The 16,325-nt window shown below is 70.2% G+C and carries 18 protein-coding genes and 1 tRNA gene; all 19 read left to right on the top strand.

Annotated features, from left to right (window positions below; genetic code table 11):
• Nucleotides 1–39 precede the first annotated feature (39 nt).
• The 19 genes from AB0M67_RS19245 to AB0M67_RS19155 all read left to right on the top strand — a co-directional run bounded on the left by AB0M67_RS19245 (nt 40) and on the right by AB0M67_RS19155 (nt 16,324).
• On the top strand, nt 40–867 hold the full coding sequence (locus AB0M67_RS19245) for a hypothetical protein (RefSeq protein WP_365746880.1): 828 nt from the start codon (nt 40–42) through the stop codon (nt 865–867).
• 740 nt (nt 868–1,607) lie between these two features.
• Nucleotides 1,608–2,630 (top strand): DUF932 domain-containing protein, encoded by a 1,023-nt coding sequence (locus AB0M67_RS19240; RefSeq protein WP_365746879.1) that lies wholly within the window; start codon nt 1,608–1,610, stop codon nt 2,628–2,630.
• Between the two features lie 128 nt (nt 2,631–2,758).
• Nucleotides 2,759–2,888 (top strand) — tRNA-OTHER (locus tag AB0M67_RS19235).
• A 202-nt stretch (nt 2,889–3,090) separates the two neighbouring features.
• Entirely contained in the window at nt 3,091–4,290 is a 1,200-nt protein-coding gene (locus AB0M67_RS19230; protein WP_365746877.1) for a DNA polymerase III subunit beta, read from the top strand.
• A gap of 104 nt (nt 4,291–4,394) precedes the next feature.
• On the top strand, nt 4,395–4,769 hold the full coding sequence (locus AB0M67_RS19225; protein ID WP_365746875.1) for a hypothetical protein: 375 nt from the start codon (nt 4,395–4,397) through the stop codon (nt 4,767–4,769).
• Nucleotides 4,766–5,116: a hypothetical protein gene (locus AB0M67_RS19220; RefSeq protein ID WP_365746873.1), complete on the top strand. Its 351-nt coding sequence runs from the start codon at nt 4,766–4,768 to the stop codon at nt 5,114–5,116. Before AB0M67_RS19225 ends, AB0M67_RS19220 begins: the two co-directional genes overlap by 4 nt.
• Nucleotides 5,117–5,167: 51 nt before the next feature.
• The gene (locus AB0M67_RS19215; protein WP_365746871.1) at nt 5,168–5,731 is read left to right on the top strand and encodes a hypothetical protein; all 564 of its coding nucleotides are present in this window, start codon (nt 5,168–5,170) and stop codon (nt 5,729–5,731) included.
• A complete protein-coding gene (locus AB0M67_RS19210; protein WP_365746869.1) occupies nt 5,728–5,895 on the top strand; it encodes a hypothetical protein in 168 nt (55 codons plus the stop codon). Before AB0M67_RS19215 ends, AB0M67_RS19210 begins: the two co-directional genes overlap by 4 nt.
• Nucleotides 5,892–6,254, top strand: a complete 363-nt coding sequence (locus AB0M67_RS19205) for a hypothetical protein (protein WP_365746867.1) — start codon at nt 5,892–5,894, stop codon at nt 6,252–6,254. The genes AB0M67_RS19210 and AB0M67_RS19205 overlap by 4 nt, the downstream gene beginning before the upstream one ends.
• Before the next feature lie 28 nt (nt 6,255–6,282).
• Entirely contained in the window at nt 6,283–6,657 is a 375-nt protein-coding gene (locus AB0M67_RS19200) for a hypothetical protein (RefSeq protein ID WP_365746865.1), read from the top strand.
• A gap of 158 nt (nt 6,658–6,815) precedes the next feature.
• Nucleotides 6,816–7,124, top strand: a complete 309-nt coding sequence (locus tag AB0M67_RS19195) for a hypothetical protein (RefSeq protein WP_365746863.1) — start codon at nt 6,816–6,818, stop codon at nt 7,122–7,124.
• Nucleotides 7,125–7,248: 124 nt separating this feature from the next.
• Entirely contained in the window at nt 7,249–7,761 is a 513-nt protein-coding gene (locus AB0M67_RS19190) for a PH domain-containing protein (RefSeq protein ID WP_365746861.1), read from the top strand.
• Entirely contained in the window at nt 7,758–9,074 is a 1,317-nt protein-coding gene (locus AB0M67_RS19185; protein ID WP_365746859.1) for a PH domain-containing protein, read from the top strand. Before AB0M67_RS19190 ends, AB0M67_RS19185 begins: the two co-directional genes overlap by 4 nt.
• Nucleotides 9,071–9,397 (top strand): hypothetical protein, encoded by a 327-nt coding sequence (locus AB0M67_RS19180; RefSeq protein WP_365746857.1) that lies wholly within the window; start codon nt 9,071–9,073, stop codon nt 9,395–9,397. Before AB0M67_RS19185 ends, AB0M67_RS19180 begins: the two co-directional genes overlap by 4 nt.
• A gap of 239 nt (nt 9,398–9,636) precedes the next feature.
• Entirely contained in the window at nt 9,637–9,933 is a 297-nt protein-coding gene (locus tag AB0M67_RS19175; RefSeq protein WP_365746856.1) for a hypothetical protein, read from the top strand.
• A gap of 3 nt (nt 9,934–9,936) precedes the next feature.
• Nucleotides 9,937–10,212, top strand: a complete 276-nt coding sequence (locus AB0M67_RS19170; protein WP_365746854.1) for a hypothetical protein — start codon at nt 9,937–9,939, stop codon at nt 10,210–10,212.
• A 342-nt stretch (nt 10,213–10,554) separates the two neighbouring features.
• A complete protein-coding gene (locus tag AB0M67_RS19165) occupies nt 10,555–12,672 on the top strand; it encodes a hypothetical protein (RefSeq protein ID WP_365746853.1) in 2,118 nt (705 codons plus the stop codon).
• Entirely contained in the window at nt 12,669–13,457 is a 789-nt protein-coding gene (locus AB0M67_RS19160; RefSeq protein ID WP_365746852.1) for a hypothetical protein, read from the top strand. Before AB0M67_RS19165 ends, AB0M67_RS19160 begins: the two co-directional genes overlap by 4 nt.
• A gap of 77 nt (nt 13,458–13,534) precedes the next feature.
• On the top strand, nt 13,535–16,324 hold the full coding sequence (locus tag AB0M67_RS19155; RefSeq protein WP_365746851.1) for a protein kinase: 2,790 nt from the start codon (nt 13,535–13,537) through the stop codon (nt 16,322–16,324).
• Nucleotide 16,325 lies beyond the last annotated feature (1 nt).

The raw sequence follows: 16,325 nt of genomic DNA, 5'->3' as shown, positions 1-16,325 counted from the left end.
GTACCGCAGCGGCCCGACGGAGCCGCCCTCGGCGAGGCGGTGGCCGAGACCTGGTATCGCACTTATGGGCGCGGCCGCATCGACATCCCCTGCGGCGTGGTCGCCGCCCTCGCGCTGTGGCCGCACAAGAGCTCCGGCGCCTCCCATGCCCCGGACCTGGCCCGCTACTTCATCACTCAGCCGGCAACCCGGTGGCCGCCGACGGTCGGGCAGGCGGCCGCGGTGCACTGGCTCCGGCGGCCGGACCTGATCAGCGTCGCCGGCCCGATGCTGCGCTGGTACAAGGAGGACCTCTCGGGCGACACCCTCTACGCCATCAAGGCGGTCGCCGATACCGCGCTCAAGCACGGAGTGCTGCTCCATACCGGGGACACCGATCCCTACATGCGCTCCCACATCGACGTGATGTCCTGGACGCTCGTCTGCCTGCGCCACCGCGAAGACCGGTCGTGGCTGGCCGAGCACCACACCCCGGACGACGTGGCCGATCTGCTCGTCTCCCTGGGGATCGGTGACGACCCTCCGCTGGCCGCGTCCCTGCACGAACCGGCCGGAGGCACGGGCAATATCTTCCGGGCCGTCGCCCAGCACCTGCGCGAACGCGGCATCGACCCCGGCGGCTGGACATGGAGCCTGCAGGACCTGGACCCCCTGGCGGTGGCCGCCGCAGCGGTCAACTTTCTGGTGTGGGAGCTGGGCCCGGGCGCGAACGCCTGCTGCGGCAACACACTCAGCGAAGGCGACCTGACGGGCCGAGCACTCGCGCTCCGTGCGGAAGCGGAGGACCGCCGCCGCGCACTCCTCACCAGTGCGGAGCAGGGCGCTGCCTTCCTGCGCGCGGTGCGCAGCCTCGGTGTCGCGTCGTAGGGGCGAGCGCCAGGCGCCACGCCTGCGCGAAGTCCCGGAGCCACCAGCCGCCCAGTCGAGAGGCCACCCGTGCACTCAACCGCTGCCAGTCCGCCGTTGCCGCCCGCGGCGGCCGCCTGGATCCGCGAACACGTCATCCCCGGCCGCGTCCGCAGTTACGGGCACGGCCCTCACCACTGCCCCGTGTGGGGAAATTGGTGCGGCCGCTGCCCCGCGGCCCTGTGCTCGTCATGCCGCCTGGGCTATCACCGCTGTGCGGAACGGGTCTACGCCGAGTATCCCGAGACCGGCATCTTCGGCGCCGACGGCAGACCGATCGCCGGCCCGCACCTGTGGGACACCTTCGGCGCCCGGGAAACCCGTGTGTGGATCGCGCCCCGACCCTGCGCGTGCGGATGCGTCGCCCGCCCGTCGGCGGCGGTGCCCAGCCCCGTTGCTCCGCCGCGGCGGAGTGGCGCCACGGAGGACGCGGGTAACTGCCGCACGCTGCCGTCGGCAGGTGAACAGGCTGCCTTGTTCTGACCTGCCGGCCCGCAGACGCCGGCGGGCCGCATACAGGTGGCGGCCTGCCGAGGATCAGGCGGGCCGGCCGGGCCAGGGCTCTCAACGCTCCGGGCTGTCTCCCGGTCCGCGAGCGAGGCCCCTGTTGACACGTAAGATTTGACGTCGCACCCCCACTCGTGTAATATCTTACTTGTCAACAGGGGAAAGGCCCCAAGGGACAAAACGAGGAGTCGCACTTGTCGCACGGTCTTGAGGTTCACGTCGATGGCACCGCTTCCTTCGTCTCCGCCAATGGAGTCGACGCCTGGCACCGTCTGGGCACCGTTACCCAGGGCGCGCTGACCGCCGAGGAGGCTCTGGAGAAGAGCTACCTGTCCGGCTGGAATGTGCGCAAGATCGGCGGCGTGAACGCCGTCGAGATCACCGAGCACGGTGTCACCCGCATCGACTCGCCGGACGACTTCTTCACCGTCCGCGACAACCCCAAGACCGGCGCAGTCGAGCGCCTGGGCACCGTGGGCAGCAAGTACGAGCCGGTCCAGAACGAGGCCCACACCGAGATGCTCAATCTCCTCGTGGACGAGTCCGGCGCGAACTTCGAGACGGCCGGTTCCCTGCACGGCGGCAAGAACGTCTTCGTGACGATGAAGCTGCCGATGGGCGTACAGGTCGGCGGCTTCGACCGCCACGACCTCTATCTCGCCGGTCTCAACAGCCACGACGGCTCCAGCGCCTTCCGCCTCCTGCTCAGCCCGACCCGCGTCGTGTGCGCGAACACCGCGTCCATGGCCCGGCGCGATGCTCAGGCGTCGTACTCCATCCGTCACACCGTGGGTGCGAAGGGCAAGATCGCCGAGGCCCGCAAGGCCCTGGACATCGTCTTCGCCTACGTCGAGTCCTTCGAGCGCGAGGCCGAGAAGCTCATCAACGAGAGCATGACGCTCGGCGAGTTCGAGAAGGTCGTCGAGCAGATCTGGCCGATGGATGAGCCGAACCCCGGCAAGCGGAAGGTCAACAACCACCGCGCGCGTATGGGCACCCTGCGCAACCTGTTCGAGAACGCCGAGACGCAGGCCGCGATCCGTGGCACCCGCTGGGCCGGTTACAACGCCATCACCGAGTACCTCGACCACCACGCCCCGGCGGGCAAGAACCCGGTCAAGGCCGCCGAGATCCGCGCGACACGCACGCTGACCACCTCCAGCGACGCCACCAAGGACAAGCAGAAGGCATTCGACCTGCTCGCGCTGGCGGTCTGACCGGCTGACGGCCGCCGGGCACTTGCCCGGCGGCCTGGCCCCGGCCACGCCAAGCCCCAAACGTTGCTCTACCTCACAGACCACGACACCCCAACCCGCAGCACTCACGTACGCCTCGTACGCGCCCTGGGAGGAGTGGAAGGTTTGCCGGGTTCGATTCCCGGCGCAAGGGCACGAAGGTCCGTGCTGTCGCGACGCCGATAGGCGCGCGTGGGTAGCTCCCCGCCTCGGAGGGTTCGACTCCCTCCCCTCCCACCACCACGGCTCGACGAGAACTCCGTCGAAAGCCAGCGCACCCCGCCGCTCGCACAGCCCGTGTGAGCCTCCGGGGCCGACGCCTCTTCCGGCTCCGGCCGCTCCCCTTCCACACCTCACGGAGGCAGCCATCCCCCTTTCTCTCACCGCAACGCCCCGCCCCACCGCCGAGGCCGTCCCGGCGCCGGTCAAACCGACCGCAGGCATGATCCTCAACCACGGCGAGCTCTCACGGGCTCTGAAGGTCGTGGAGTTCGGCGTCTGCGCGAAGTCCGCCGTGGAAGCCCAGCGCGGCGTCCTCGTCGAGACGGGCCGCAACCGCGCGAAACTCACCACGTTCGACTACGAGACGGCCGTGTCGGTCACGTTGAAGGGCCGTGCCCGGAAGGGCAGCAGCCTGCTGCACTTCGCTCAGCTGAAGAAGGCTCTCGCCGCCATGGTGGCCGGGGAGACGAAGAGCCGGGCGGAGGGCACGGTGGTGTCCCTGACCGGTGACCTGCTGTCGACGGAGCACCTGACCGTGCCCATCGCCGCGCTGGAGCGCGAAGAGTTCACCTCGCCCCCGGAGCCGCTTCCCGCCACGGTGACGGTCGATGCGGGCGAGTTCTTCGCTGAGCTCAAGCGCGTCCTGCCGGCTGTCGCACGTGACGACACCCTCCCTCTGCTTACGTCGGTGAACTTCACCCTGGCCGGCCAGACCCTCACCCTGGCCGCGACCGACCGCTACCGCCTGGCTGAAGGCCAGGTTCGCGCCGAAGCGACCATCCGTTCGCCGGACAAGCCTCTGAGCGTTCTGTTCTCCGCGTCCGTCCTGGTATCGCTGCTGAAGCAGTTCAAGACCTACGAGGGCCCCATCGGCATCGGTGTGCTGGGAGAGGACGGCGACATCCCGCGCGCCACGCTGACGCTGGGAGACACCCAGATCACCGTCCGGGCCCGGGACGGGAAGTTCCCGAAGTACACAGCGATGTTCCCGACCGCGTTCGCCGCGAGCATCCGCATGGACCGGGCGACGCTGGTGCGCGCGGCGAAGAAGAGCATGGCCATGGTTCAGGCCGTCGGCAGTACGGGCAGCCCCGTCGCCCTGCTGTGGAGCCAGGAAGGCGCCCTGACCCTCGCGCCCGTTGTCGAGGACCCCGAGGCGCAGTCCCGGGTCAGGGGCATGAACGTCCCGCACACCCTCGCCTGCGGCACCGACAAGGACGTCGCGGGGCAGAGCGTCCGGTTCAACCCGGCCTTCCTGCTCGCCGCCCTGGACGCCTTCTCCCACAAGGACTCCGTCACCCTGCACGTCAAGGAGTTCGAGGACGGGCACGCCGCCAAGCCGGTGATGCTGACCGCCGACGACGGCGAGGACAGCTACCGGCACCTCCTGGTGCCGCTGCGGATCTCCCCCTCCGCGTAACCCTGCTCGGCCACTGCCTGAGACGCCCAGCCCTGTTCTGGGGCCCCTCCCTCCGAGGGGCCCCAAGACAGGCTCCCCAACGCCCACCCTGGGAGGCGGCCCGCTTGCCCAACACCTTGGACCTCGTCGACGACTTTGCCACGCGGGTCGTCCGGTACACCGGAACGGCCGACGACCTGGCACCGGGCCACACGGACTACAACTTCCCCATGCGCCCTTCGGAGTTGCTGCTGGCGTACACCCGCCGCAACGGCTCGTCGTGGCTGCTCGATCGCGTAGACGTCGTCGGATGTCGTCCGCGCGCGGACGACACGGTCAATCCGGCGTCCCGGGCCATCCAGCGCTTCCACGTGACCATCGACCCCTTCACCGTCACCACCGAGTTCGGCGTCCACGCGCCGCCCTGGTTGCGCGCCTTCGTGTGGCACCACCAGGACCCGGACGCAGTGGACCAGTCCGACGGCGGGCGAACGGTATGAGCACGGGCATGCTGCCCGCGCGCCCCGCCGCCACGCACACCGTGGAACTGGCCGCCGCCTCGATCGACGGGGCGGGCGACTTCCCTTACGCCCTGTCCACCCGCACTCACCCGGCCTCTCTCCGTCCCGAGTCCGTGTCCCTCCGCTACGTCAGTGCCGACGGAACCCACTTCGACCTGATCAGCGTGGCCGTCCTTGCACGGTTCGTCCGCAAGGACGGGACCGTCAACCCCCGACGAGCTCCGTACGAGCTCTGGCGCTTCGCCGCTGCCGGCCCCGCCTCCTGGGCGCCGGGCTGGCTCAGCGACCTCGCCGAGAACCGCGCCAGGCTCCACCGTCCCGCCTGAAAGACGCGTCCGCCGGTGCGACTCCGTGCACTTCCCCGCCCCTGGAGGCGTATGACAGACCATCCGACCCCGCCGCCCTGCACCCGAGAGGCCGTCCTTGACGCGCTGACCCATCAGAATCGTCCGCTCAAGCGCTACGACGTCATCGTCCGGATGTACTGGCGCCACAACGGCACAGCCCTCGACCGGATCTACGATCTGCCGACGGGCTCGGCCGTGGCGCACATGGCCCTGATCGACGCGATGCTGAAGGACGGCACGCTCGTCCAGCTGCCGGGCCCGAAGTGGCGGCAGATCCTCGGACCCGAGGCGACGCCGCCGAGCGTGCACCCGGGCACCCACTACCTGGCCACCAAGGACCAGTACGAGGAGTGGACCAGCCCGCGTTTCACGGTCATCGGCCTGCGCCGGGATGCGGACCCCAGCGAAACGCTGGTCTCCACCGTCCTGGACTTCGCTGTCCCCGAGCACTCCTGGCGCACCGACGAACTGCGCTCCGAAGACGGCTGGACGCGCATGCGGGCCGTCGTCCGCGCCCCGACGGCGGCCGACGCCGAACTCGCGGCCCGTGCCCAGTGGTCCGCCCACGACGACAACCCTGGGGCGGCGGCATGAGCGAACTCGACCACGCGGCGAGGGACTTGCTGACTCGTCTCTATGCCGCCCAGCGCGAGACGACCGGCGACGTCCGCGACCGCATCCGCGGTTACTTCGAGGAAGACGCCCTCGCTCTGCTCGAAGCCCACATCACCCTGCCCGACCAGGAGGCCCACGTATGACCATCTCGTTCTCCGACGTCGTCCGCTACACCGCGGACAACGCCGCCCTCGACGACCTCGACCTGTTCTCCGAGGCAGCCAAGGAGGGCAGGGCCCGCGTGGCCAAGGAGCGCATGGACGCCCTCGTCGCAGGCCAGGAGATCCGCGTCGACCGGCTCCAGGACAAGGAGCTCAACGGCATCACCGGCACGATCCACAGCGTCAACCGCAGCCTGCCGAAGCAGCCGGTGGCCGTCCTCCTCGTCGACAGTGAGTCGCTCTGGATGCTCCAGGGACACCACAAGTACGCCCACCGCATCCCCAAGGGCGCCACCACCTACACCCTGACGATGCCCCTGGCCTGCGTCTTCCCCCGCTGACCGACGACCGCGAACGAAAGGAACCCGCTTGAGCCTCACCACCGAACTCCCCCGCACCGAAGTCCGCCCGGCCGACCTCGCCGCCTACATCCGCGAGCACGCGACGGCGGAGGAGCTCGACATCCTGCAGGAGCTGTGCGGCAAGCGCCGCGAGATCGTCTGGGCCGTCCGGGGCAGCCTCGTGCGTACCGGCACGAAGGTCGAGATGACCAACATGAAGCCGAAGTACTTGAACGGCCTCGGCGGCACGGTCACGCGCACCCGCAAGAGCAAGAAGGGCGAGACCCTCGCCGACATCGCGCTCGACACCCAGTCGGCGGCACGTCTGGCCAAGGCCCGGCGCAACGGGGACCCGACCGACGTCGTCGAGGGCATCCCCCTGGCCGGTCTCGTCCTCGCCTGAGCTCTGTGCGTCGTGGGCCCGGCCGATGTGCCGGGCCCACGGCACAGGACCGTTTCTCCTCTTGAAAGGCTGCCGCCATCACCGCCACCACCGTCCACGGCCACGAGGTCATCGACGAGCAGAAGACCAAGAGCCCCCTGTGGAGCGCCGAGAAGCCGGTGTACTTCACCCGGATCGTCGAGCTGTTGCTCGACGACGGAAGCACCGTCCACGGCTGCAAGGTCGAGGACTGCACGTTCACCGGCAACCTCGGCCAGGTCCGCGCTCACCTCTCCGTCCACAAGGACGCCTCCGAGCCCGCTCCCCCGGCCAAGGACCGCCTGCTGGAGCTCACTACGGCGCAGCTGCTGGAGAAGGCGGCGGCCGTCGACCGCATCGTGAAGGACCGCGACCGCTGGAAGAACCGGGCCACCACGGCCGAGCGGAAGCTCAAGTCCATCCAGAACGCTCTGCGTCCGGCCGCTTGACCCCGGGCACCGACCGGCCGCCGTCCTCGGGGCCGGTCGGTGCCCGGGGTGCTTGCCGGATCCCCCTTCGCCCCGCACTTTCTCCCGCTTCCTTCCTCTGGAGATCCTTTTGACGGACCCCGCCGTGCCTCCCGGGCCTGCCCGCCTTCCCGGGAGCGCGAGTTACACCTCTCTGCCGCGCACCGCGTTGTCGCTGTGGCGGCTGACTGTCGTCGTGTGCACCTTCGGCGGCGCCCTCGTTCTCGCGGGGGTCGGCGCTCTCCTCCTGCCGCGTCTGTTCACGGCTGTGCCGACCTGGCCGGGATGGACGGGCGCCGGCGTCGTGGTGGCATGGGGCGTGTGGAGGTGGTGGCGGCTGCGCGCCGTCTGGGAGCACACCGGGTACAAACTCACCCAGGACGAAGTCCTCGTCCGCGGCGGGCTGTTCTTCCACTACCAGTGCGCGCTTCCCTTCGGGCGGATCCAGACCATCGAGGTGGCCTCGGGGCCGCTGCAGCGCTGCTTCGGGCTGGCCACGGTCACCGTGGCGACCGGCGCCTACCAGAGCGCGAGCGTGGAGGACATCGAGGCCGCGGAGGCCGAGCGGATCCGTGATCTCCTCACGCACCTCGCGACCGAGCGGCAGGTGGCCCTGTGACGAGCTCGGTCGTCCTGGAGGGGCGTCTGCACCCGGTCACACCGTGGCGCCGGGCCTGGGCAGTGCCCCTGGCCGTCATCATGTTCGTCTTCCGTGACCTCCCGGAGTGGCTGCATGCCGCAAAGAGCTGGCCCTGGTGGGCTCTGGCCGCGGCCGTCGGCGCCGTCTCCTTCGCCGGGGCAGCCTACGGCTACATATCCTGGCGAGCCACGTCCTACCGGCTCACCAGCGATGCGCTGCACTACCGCTCCGGCCTCCTCTTCCAGCGCAAGCGACGCTTCGAGCTCGCCCACCTCCAGGCCGCCGACATCCACCGGCCACTGCTTGGCCGCGTCGCCGGAGTGTGCACACTGCGCCTGTCGGTTTCCGGGAAGTCCAGCGACCTTGCCTACCTGGGGACGGCGCAGTGCGAGGTGCTCCTCTCCGCCCTGCGCACCCGTATGGCCGGCGACCGGCCCGGCAGCGAACCGGTCCCCGCCCCGACGCCGGCGTCCAAGAACGCCGGCGGGGTCCTGCTCAGCGTCAGACCGCGGACACTCGCTCTGTCCCTGCTGCTGGACGTCCACACGTTCATGCAGGCCGTAATGCTGCTGGCCGGCAGCCTCATCCCCTACGTGCTGTTCCAGCAGCCTCTCGTGCTGCTCTCGGCAGCCGGTGTCCTGGCCCCGGTGTGGCAGATGACCGGCGCCCGGTGGCCCCGCTGGCATGGCTGGACCCTGACTTCCGGACCCGGCGGATTCCGGGCCGACTTCGGGCTGTTCGACACCCAGCACCAGACGTTCCGCCACCAGCGCACCCAGGCCGTGATCCTGGAACAGCCCCTTCTGTGGCGACGCCGCAACTGGGTCCGCATCTACGTGGCCACGGCCGGCTACCAGGAACCGCAGATGATCGCCCCCGTCGCCACACGCGGCGAAGCCGAAGCGCTGATCGCCGGCCTCTGGGGACCGGACTCCGTCACCGTGCTGCGCACCTTCCGACGCGCCCCGGTACGTGCCCGGTGGGCCACACCGTTCAGCCGGAGCCTGTCGTTCTTCAGCGGCACGGAGCACTTCAGCGTCTGGGAGGGGTTGTTCCTGCGCAGCATCGTTCACCTTGCCCCGATCAGCAGTGTCCAGGGCGTATGGACGGAGCAGGGCCCGTGGCAGCAGCGTCTCGGGCTGGCCAGCGTGAGCCTGCACCTGGCGGGCGGGCCGCCTCTCACCGGCGACCACCGCGACACAGCCGAGGCGGTGGCCATCGCCTCGGGCATCCGGGCCCGGAGCGTTCGAGCGCTCCGGAGTCAGGCGGGCAGTGAAAGGATGACGGGATGAGTCACCAACTTCCGCCGCCCTGCGGGGAGAGCACCACGACGCGATACCGGGCTGACTACAGCGACGCGCAGTCCCACACCCCGCTGGAGCCGACGTACGACACGCTGGCAGAGGCCCAGGGCCGCTGCGAGACGGCCTTGCGCGGCGCGCGGGAGGACGGCGATGCCCTCGTCATCTCATGGCGGCCGGACTCCGCCGAGCCGGTCCTGTGGGACATGCTGGTCCAGACCCCGCTGCTGCGGTCGCCGGTGAGAATCGGCTACGCGGTCACCGTCGTGGGATCGGTGTTCGACTCGGCTGCCGCGGCGTCGCCGAAGGGATAGCGCCCTGCCCTTGCGGCCGCGATCACTCTCCGTGCGGCGCAGCCAGACGTCATGTTCACAAGTGTTGACACCGTCAACCTTTACGGGCATCATTTGATGCATGATGGAGGCGCCCACCGGACTGCCCCGAAGGCCCCGGTGGCGGATCGGCTGACGGGACTTCGGCGGACGTCAGCGCGGCATCGCGGAGTTCAGCCCGCTCGCCGCATCGTGGACGCACAGGAGAGGAGCCCCACCTCGTGAGCTACAACCTCGGCCCCTTGCCTCAATGGGACATGGTCGGCGGATACGGCAGCGATACCTTCGAGGCCCGGGGCCCGCAGGGCGTCATCTGGCGACTGTGGTTGGTCGAGTCACCCGCCGAGGACGACCCGCTGCCGTCGGGCTACCGGCTCGCACCGTGCGAGGAGCCGTCCGAACCGACGTTCGTCACCGGGGAACACGGCCTGTACCACGCCCTGGACACGGCAGGCATGCAGATCGCGGCCCGTCCGGGGAGACCCCGAAAGCGCTGTGCGTCAGCTCGGGCTCGGTGACAGGTGAACACCACCCTCGCCGTGTTCACCTGCCTCTTCATCCTCGGGGGGACCATGGTTCTCGCGGGAGGTCTCTTCCACCTGAGCAAGGCGTGGCGCACGCGGGATCCCCGTACCGGCTGGGAAGGACTCGCCCTCAGCACGACCGGAGCCGCCATCATTCTGCACTCCCCCTGGATCCTGGCGTTCGGCATCGTCATCCTCGCGTTCTCCATCCGGATGAGCGGTACACCGGTCACCGGCGGGCACCCGCCTGCCCAGCCGCCCCCGCTGCCGTGAACGCGTCGTCCGCGGTCCGCGGTGGCGGACGGCCGAGATACCCCTGACGGGCCCTGTCATCCACGGGGCCCGTCTCCGTGCGCCCGCCTCCGTCCGCAAATGATCACCGCGCCCCACGCCTCGCCCTTGAGGACCGGCCGGCGAGATGCCCACCCGCTTCGCCCTCGATGTCGAATTCGCTATGGTGTCCCTGGCAGACACTGCTGCCCCTGCCTGCACGGCGCGGCCCGGACCCGCGTGTGCGCTCGGCGGAAAGACGCGAATCGCGACATCAGTAGATGAGAGCTTCATTGCGTCTGTCGGCGTGCCGGTCCGGGGAGTCGCGCCGCGGAATGGACTGACATGGCGACCGATTCTGACGTTGCCCGACTGCGGCAGAAGTACACCGGCGAGCCCCGCGCCGTCGCTCTGGAGTGGTACCGGAACAACGGGCTGCACCAGGGACTGGTCCCCGACGCTACGGACTGGGTTCAGGAACTCCTCGAAGCCGGTGCCCTCCAGGCGCTGGTCCGATCGCCGCTCGACGACGGAAGCCCGGTTTCCGCTGGCACCCTGTGCGGTGTCGTGGCGGCGTCGCCGCGATCCCACGGCCTGACCCTGTGGTGCAAGGACGCAGACCTGCCGCTCTTGCTCGCCCGCCTTCTTCCGGCACAAACAGGCCCCGACATCTCAGGCGTGCCGTGGCTTCGCCCTTGGGCAAGCCCGGATGAGGACCTCGCGCTCGGGCTGATCGGCCGGCAGGCGCGCATCACCGTGCGGGTGCGCCATGCCGCAGGAACGGGGCACGGCGCGCGCGTCCGGGCGGGCCGGGCGGGACGCGAGGACCTGGAGCGCGCGCACGCCTGGACCATCGCCGCGGGCGGGACGCCGTTGTGGGACGAGTCGATCCCGCAGCGAGCCGAGGGAGGACCGCTGGAGCTGCTCGGCAGGCGGTTCAGTGCCGGTGAGGCCGCCCCGTGGAGTCGTGCGCTTCGCCGGGCCGGGCTGTTCCTGGAGCGCATGCCCGATTGGCGGTCCCGTCCACCCGCGGCCGAGGAACTCGAAGGACCGAACCCGGTACGCCTCCAGCCGCGAGCGGCAGGCCCCGCCCGTACGACGAACGGCGATGTGGTGGCCGTGACATCGTCCAACGGCCGTGGCGGGTATGGCTGCACGACGGCGGCCGTCGTCCTGGCAGGCGCTCTGGCGCGGTCGGGCAACCGGGTCCTGGTGCTCGGCGGTGACGATCCCAGCAACGTTGTCGCGCTGTTCGGCAACCAGCCGACACCCGCCTTCACCGGCAACGGCTCGGTGAACGTCGGCCTCCTGCCGCCCGATACCGAAGCCGCCCGGGAGATGGTGTCCCGGGCCCGGCAGTGGCAGTACGACGTCGTCGTCCTTGACCCGGGGTTCCAGCAGCGCCGTCTGGTCGACGCCAGTGATCTGGTCCTCGCGGTCATGCCCGAACGTCCCCGCGGCGGCGGTTCACTGTGGACGGACACGCGGGTCGTGGACCGGCGCCCGGAGCACGTGCGGATGTGGGAATGGCTGGGCGAACGGTCTGGAGCGTGGACTCCGCCGGCGCCGGATCCCGTCCAGCGCCTGATGATCCTCCTCGACCTCATGTTCGCCGTGTACCTGGCCGCGCGCGCCGAGGACGGAGACCCCCGGGTCTACGACCCGGCCGATGCCGAGGAGATCGAGGAGTGGTGGGGGGATCTCGCCCACATCGCCTTCGACACCGACTATGACGCCGACTATGGCGCCGACGAGCTGGACGAAGACGACGAGGACGAGGGTGGAGAGGATGCCGCGAGCAGGGCTTCAGCGCCGGAGGGCGCCGAACTCGACTCCTGGCGCGCTGACTTCATCCGCTCCGTGAACCCCGAGGGTCTTCGGCGGCATCCGGACCAGTGGCCGCACGTTGCGGCCAGCTGGCCGGAGAGGCAGCGTCAGAGGCAGGCCGCCGGTCTCATGCCCGGCCACAAGAGCGAGGAGGAATGGTGGGCTCTCCTCAAGGCGTTCTTCACGGACGTCGAGGAGGATGCCGTAGCCACATGGGGGCTGGGTCTCTGGGAAGAACACCGCTCGCGGTGGGCTACTGCTCTCATCCGTGACGAGAACCTTCTTCGACCGTTCGACGGTCTCATCGAGTCCACGGAGACCCCCCGGCAGGGAGCGGACGTCGCGCGGGATCTGGCCGGTGAGGTGCGCGGGTTGCCGCCGATGCCGGTCCTGGGGGTCCTGACCCGGGCCCGCCGCGACATCGACGCGCAGCTGCTCAACGACACCGCCGCAGCTGTCACGGAGCACGGGCTGTCGGGGCTTGCGCTCCTGCCCGACCTGATGGAGTGGCAGGAACTGTGGGGCAATCCGGCCGGCCTTGCGACGCCGTCGCCACGGGCCGCGGCCACCTCTCTCGCGTTGGCGCGCGCCGTGACCGAGCGGCTTCCACGGCGCGCGAAGGGAGAGCGGGCGTGAGTTCGCCCTCGAAGGAGAACCGCTGGGCGCGCGCGGAGAACTTCCCATCTCACGAAGCCCGCGCCCTACGCGCTCAGGTGACCGTGCTTCCCAGCGCCGTGCGCACCTACGTCAGCGACCACGGCGTCAGCGAGTCCCTGGCCATGGAGCACCTTCTCGACCTGGTCGAGGAGGCCGCGGTTCACGGTCTGGTGCTGACCAGGAATGGTGAGGACGTGATGCGGATCGCGCTTCCTCTGCGCACCGGCCGCTACCACGTCATGATCGACAGCGGGACGATGACCCTGTTCGCCTACAGCAACCACAACGGCGCGACAACGTGGGTGGAGTCCCGCACCAACACCGGTCGGGCCGCCGCGGCCACCGCGCAGGTGAAGGAAGCACAGAAGGCGGCGAAAAGGGAGCGGCAGAAAGCGAAGGCGAGGACCCCGTGCTTGACGTGGAACGGGGAGTCGGCAGATCGGCCCGTACCCGGGGTTCCACTGCGGGTATGGCGGCAGCTGCGGCAGGTGGACGTCGCCCTGATGGTATGCAACAGGGCCGTTGCCGACTGCGTCTACTTCTCCACTGTGCCGAAGGAGAAGCGGCTGATGGTGATGCGCGCTCAGCTTGCGTTCGCCCTCTCGAGGATGTCGGAGCGGCACGTCACACGACGCCCGGACGGATTCACCGTCGCGCACGGGCCCATCGCCTGGCACCTGCGGCGAGACGGCCGGCTCGTTGAGCAGATCACCATGCGGACCGGGTACGCGCAGGAGCGCTTCGACGGTGCCAGTCCGCGATAACGCCCCTCCGCCGCAGCACAGATGGGACACAATCATGCTGGTCGGCGCCGGCCGAGCACCGCCAGGCCGGGAGCGGAATGAATTACAGCGTGGACGACGACCAGGAACTGCTGACCGAGTACGGCCGGTGGGCAACAGACGACACGGCGTCCCCTGGAGACCGGGCGCAGCGGCTCGCCGAGCTGGTGGCGGCTCTGCTGACGCGCACCGTGGTTCCTGCGGCGGTTCGGGTGGCGGAGACCGGCGGGGTGCCGTCGGTCTCCTTCGACTTCGAGGGTCGGGACTACCTCATCAGCTGCGTCGTGGACGAGGCCGCGGTGCGGGATGGAACGATTTCACGGATCGTGAGGGGCGCCGGCCTGACGGGACGGCCCGGGGACATCCGCTGGGCGTTTCTGTCCTGGACGGATGATGTGGCGCTGGCCGGACAGCTCGTCGACGGCGTCCGGGCCTTCGGCGTGGTGGTCGACCGTACGCACCTGGACGCCACGCTCACCGGTCTGCTGCCGCTGGCCGAGCTCGTCCGTGACATCTTCCGTCGGCGGTCCGCCTACGTGCCGCTCGCCGAGCTGGTCGTCGCGCCCGCGGGTGGTGACTCGCCCCTGACGATGACTCCGTCCGCGCGGCTGAGCGCTCCGGTTGAGGTGGGGACGCGGACGTGGGCCGGCGCCTCCTCCGAGGTGCTCCTCGTCGGTGAGCAATGGGCGGTCCGGCCGACGGGGATGGTCTGGCGTGGCTCCCACTCGCTGCTCGTCACGTGCGAGGACGGGGTCGTGGACCTCGACCCGACGCGCGGCCGCTCACGGTGGGTCCTTGCGCTGCCCGGCTGTCACGGAGCGCCGCTCATCGGCTCTGACGGGGACGTACTGGTGATGTGCGGGCCCGCCGTGGTGCGGTGGCACGAAGGCCGGCTGACCGCGGTCGCGGGAGGCTTCGAGCCGGGCGCCGAGATGCTGGCCGGACCCGACGGCGAGCCGTGGGTGCTGTCGGGCTCCGGGGTCACGTTCGGCGCCGGCGGGGGGACACTGGCGCTGACTCGGGCCGGTGAGGCGGTCGGCGGGCAGCTGCGGTACGCGATCGCGTTCGAGGCTGCCGTCCGCTCGGCCGTGTGGATCGGCGGCCGCCGGTTCTTCCTGGGTGCCGGCGGGCACAGTGCCGTGGTCGATCTCGGCCGTACGACGGGCCTCGGCTGGCGGGAGGACTGGATCCCCTCAGCCGGTCACGAGCCGGGACATCTGCTGGCCGTCGGCCCCGAGAGCGTGCTGAGCGCCTCGCCCGACGGCTCCGGGAACCGCATCACCCTGCACCGCACGGAAGTGGGTGACCGGTCGAGCGAACCGCTCGCCGAGTACCGGCTCAACCAGGTCCTCGGCCTGGCCCAGGAGCCGGGCGCCGGTCCCGGCTACCTCCTGGCGTCGGTTCCCGACAACGACCCCGCACGTCTGCGGGCGGTCCTGACCCGCATCTGCGGCTACCGTACGGCCGACATCGGCGCTGCCCCGGTCGATCCGCGCGTCACCGGGTACGACCTGGTGAGCCGCTCGGCCCGCGGGCAGAGGAAGGACTACAAGCTCGACCGGCTGCCGATGGCCAGCGAGGGCCAGGCCGATGTGTTCAGCGGCGAGCACAAGCACTCGGGCACCGTCGTTGCCTTCAAGCGGCGGCGGCGCCAGGACTCCCAGGCACGCCGTCGCATGGTTCGGGAGGTGACCGTCGCCCAGCTGCTGGGGGGACACCCCCACGTGATGCCGGTCCTCGACTTCAGCCCGGCCTACGACTGGTTCATCATGCCGATGGCCCAGGCGACCGTGGAGGACAAGCGCAGCGAGCTGCAGGACACGACGCTGCTGCGTGCCCTGGTGGATGCCGTGGCCGCGGCGCTCGGCGAGGCGCACCGGCACGGATGGGTTCATCGGGACATCAAACCGTCCAACCTGCTGCTCCTGGACGGGCTCTGGACGGTGGCCGACTGGGGGATCGTGCGGCGCCCCGATGGTCAGACCAGCGCCGACAGGGCCATCACGAACGCCTCAATCGGCTCCCCGGGATTCGCCGCCCCGGAACTGTCCACCGACCCGCACGACGGTGCTGTCCCCGCGAGCGACATCTACAGCCTCGGCCAGGTCATCGGGTGGATTCTCACCGGCACTTGGCCTCAGCCGAACGTTCCGCTCCTTCCTCCCCCGGGCCCGTGGCGCGGTGTGGTCCGTCAGGCCACCTACGCGGACCCGGCCGCCCGCCCGCAGGACATGGCGGCCTTCGTGGCTCTCGTCGAACGCGAGACCGCACCCTCGGCCGTGTTGCCCATCGCCCGGGCGCAACTCCTTCTGGATGCTGCCGCCGAAGGAGACGAGACGGCTGCGGGGCAGCTGCTCGTTCTGGCCGTTGACCAGCCCGGCAACTACGAGCTGTACCTCGACGCCCTGGCCCGGCTCAAGCTGGACGTCGCCGCGCCCGCGATCCTGGCCAACCCGCGGCAGGCCATTACGCTCGTCCGCGCCATGGCGGTTCAGGTCGACGGCGACCGCGGTCAATGGCCGGCGTTCGCCGAGGCCGACCGGGCGATCTGGTGGCTGTTGCGGGTGGCCCAGCTCGCAGCGCGTGAGGAGGAATGGGACCTGCTGGAAGCTTCGTTTCAGGCCCTGTGCACCTGGGACGGGCGGTTCGACCAATGGAAGCCGCAGGATTCCGTCAAGCGCTGGCTGCGCACCCTGTCCGGGGATGCCGCGGGCATCGTCGCGTCGGTGTTCGGTGAGTTCCCCCATTGCGCCCGCCACTTCCGGGAGCTCCAAGACGAGCGGATCGTCGACAAGGGGCTGCGCGGCGCAGTTCGGGCGGCGCTCGCGGCGAACCAGTCCGAGACGTAGG

This window comes from Streptomyces sp. NPDC051662 (assembly GCF_040681655.1).
GTDB lineage: Bacteria > Actinomycetota > Actinomycetes > Streptomycetales > Streptomycetaceae > Streptomyces.
The sequence above is the reverse complement of the archived record's forward strand: the minus strand, read 5'-3'. Positions and strand labels throughout refer to the sequence as shown.

What these genes read in the sequence shown, in the direction of transcription:
- AB0M67_RS19205 (WP_365746867.1), top strand. Translation starts at nt 5,892, where the DNA reads ATGACCATCTCGTTCTCCGACGTCGTCCGCTACACCGCGGACAACGCC.
- AB0M67_RS19165 (WP_365746853.1), top strand. Translation starts at nt 10,555, where the DNA reads ATGGCGACCGATTCTGACGTTGCCCGACTGCGGCAGAAGTACACCGGC.
- AB0M67_RS19180 (WP_365746857.1), top strand. Translation starts at nt 9,071, where the DNA reads ATGAGTCACCAACTTCCGCCGCCCTGCGGGGAGAGCACCACGACGCGA.
- AB0M67_RS19155 (WP_365746851.1), top strand. Translation starts at nt 13,535, where the DNA reads ATGAATTACAGCGTGGACGACGACCAGGAACTGCTGACCGAGTACGGC.
- AB0M67_RS19220 (WP_365746873.1), top strand. Translation starts at nt 4,766, where the DNA reads ATGAGCACGGGCATGCTGCCCGCGCGCCCCGCCGCCACGCACACCGTG.
- AB0M67_RS19215 (WP_365746871.1), top strand. Translation starts at nt 5,168, where the DNA reads ATGACAGACCATCCGACCCCGCCGCCCTGCACCCGAGAGGCCGTCCTT.
- AB0M67_RS19230 (WP_365746877.1), top strand. Translation starts at nt 3,091, where the DNA reads ATGATCCTCAACCACGGCGAGCTCTCACGGGCTCTGAAGGTCGTGGAG.
- AB0M67_RS19210 (WP_365746869.1), top strand. Translation starts at nt 5,728, where the DNA reads ATGAGCGAACTCGACCACGCGGCGAGGGACTTGCTGACTCGTCTCTAT.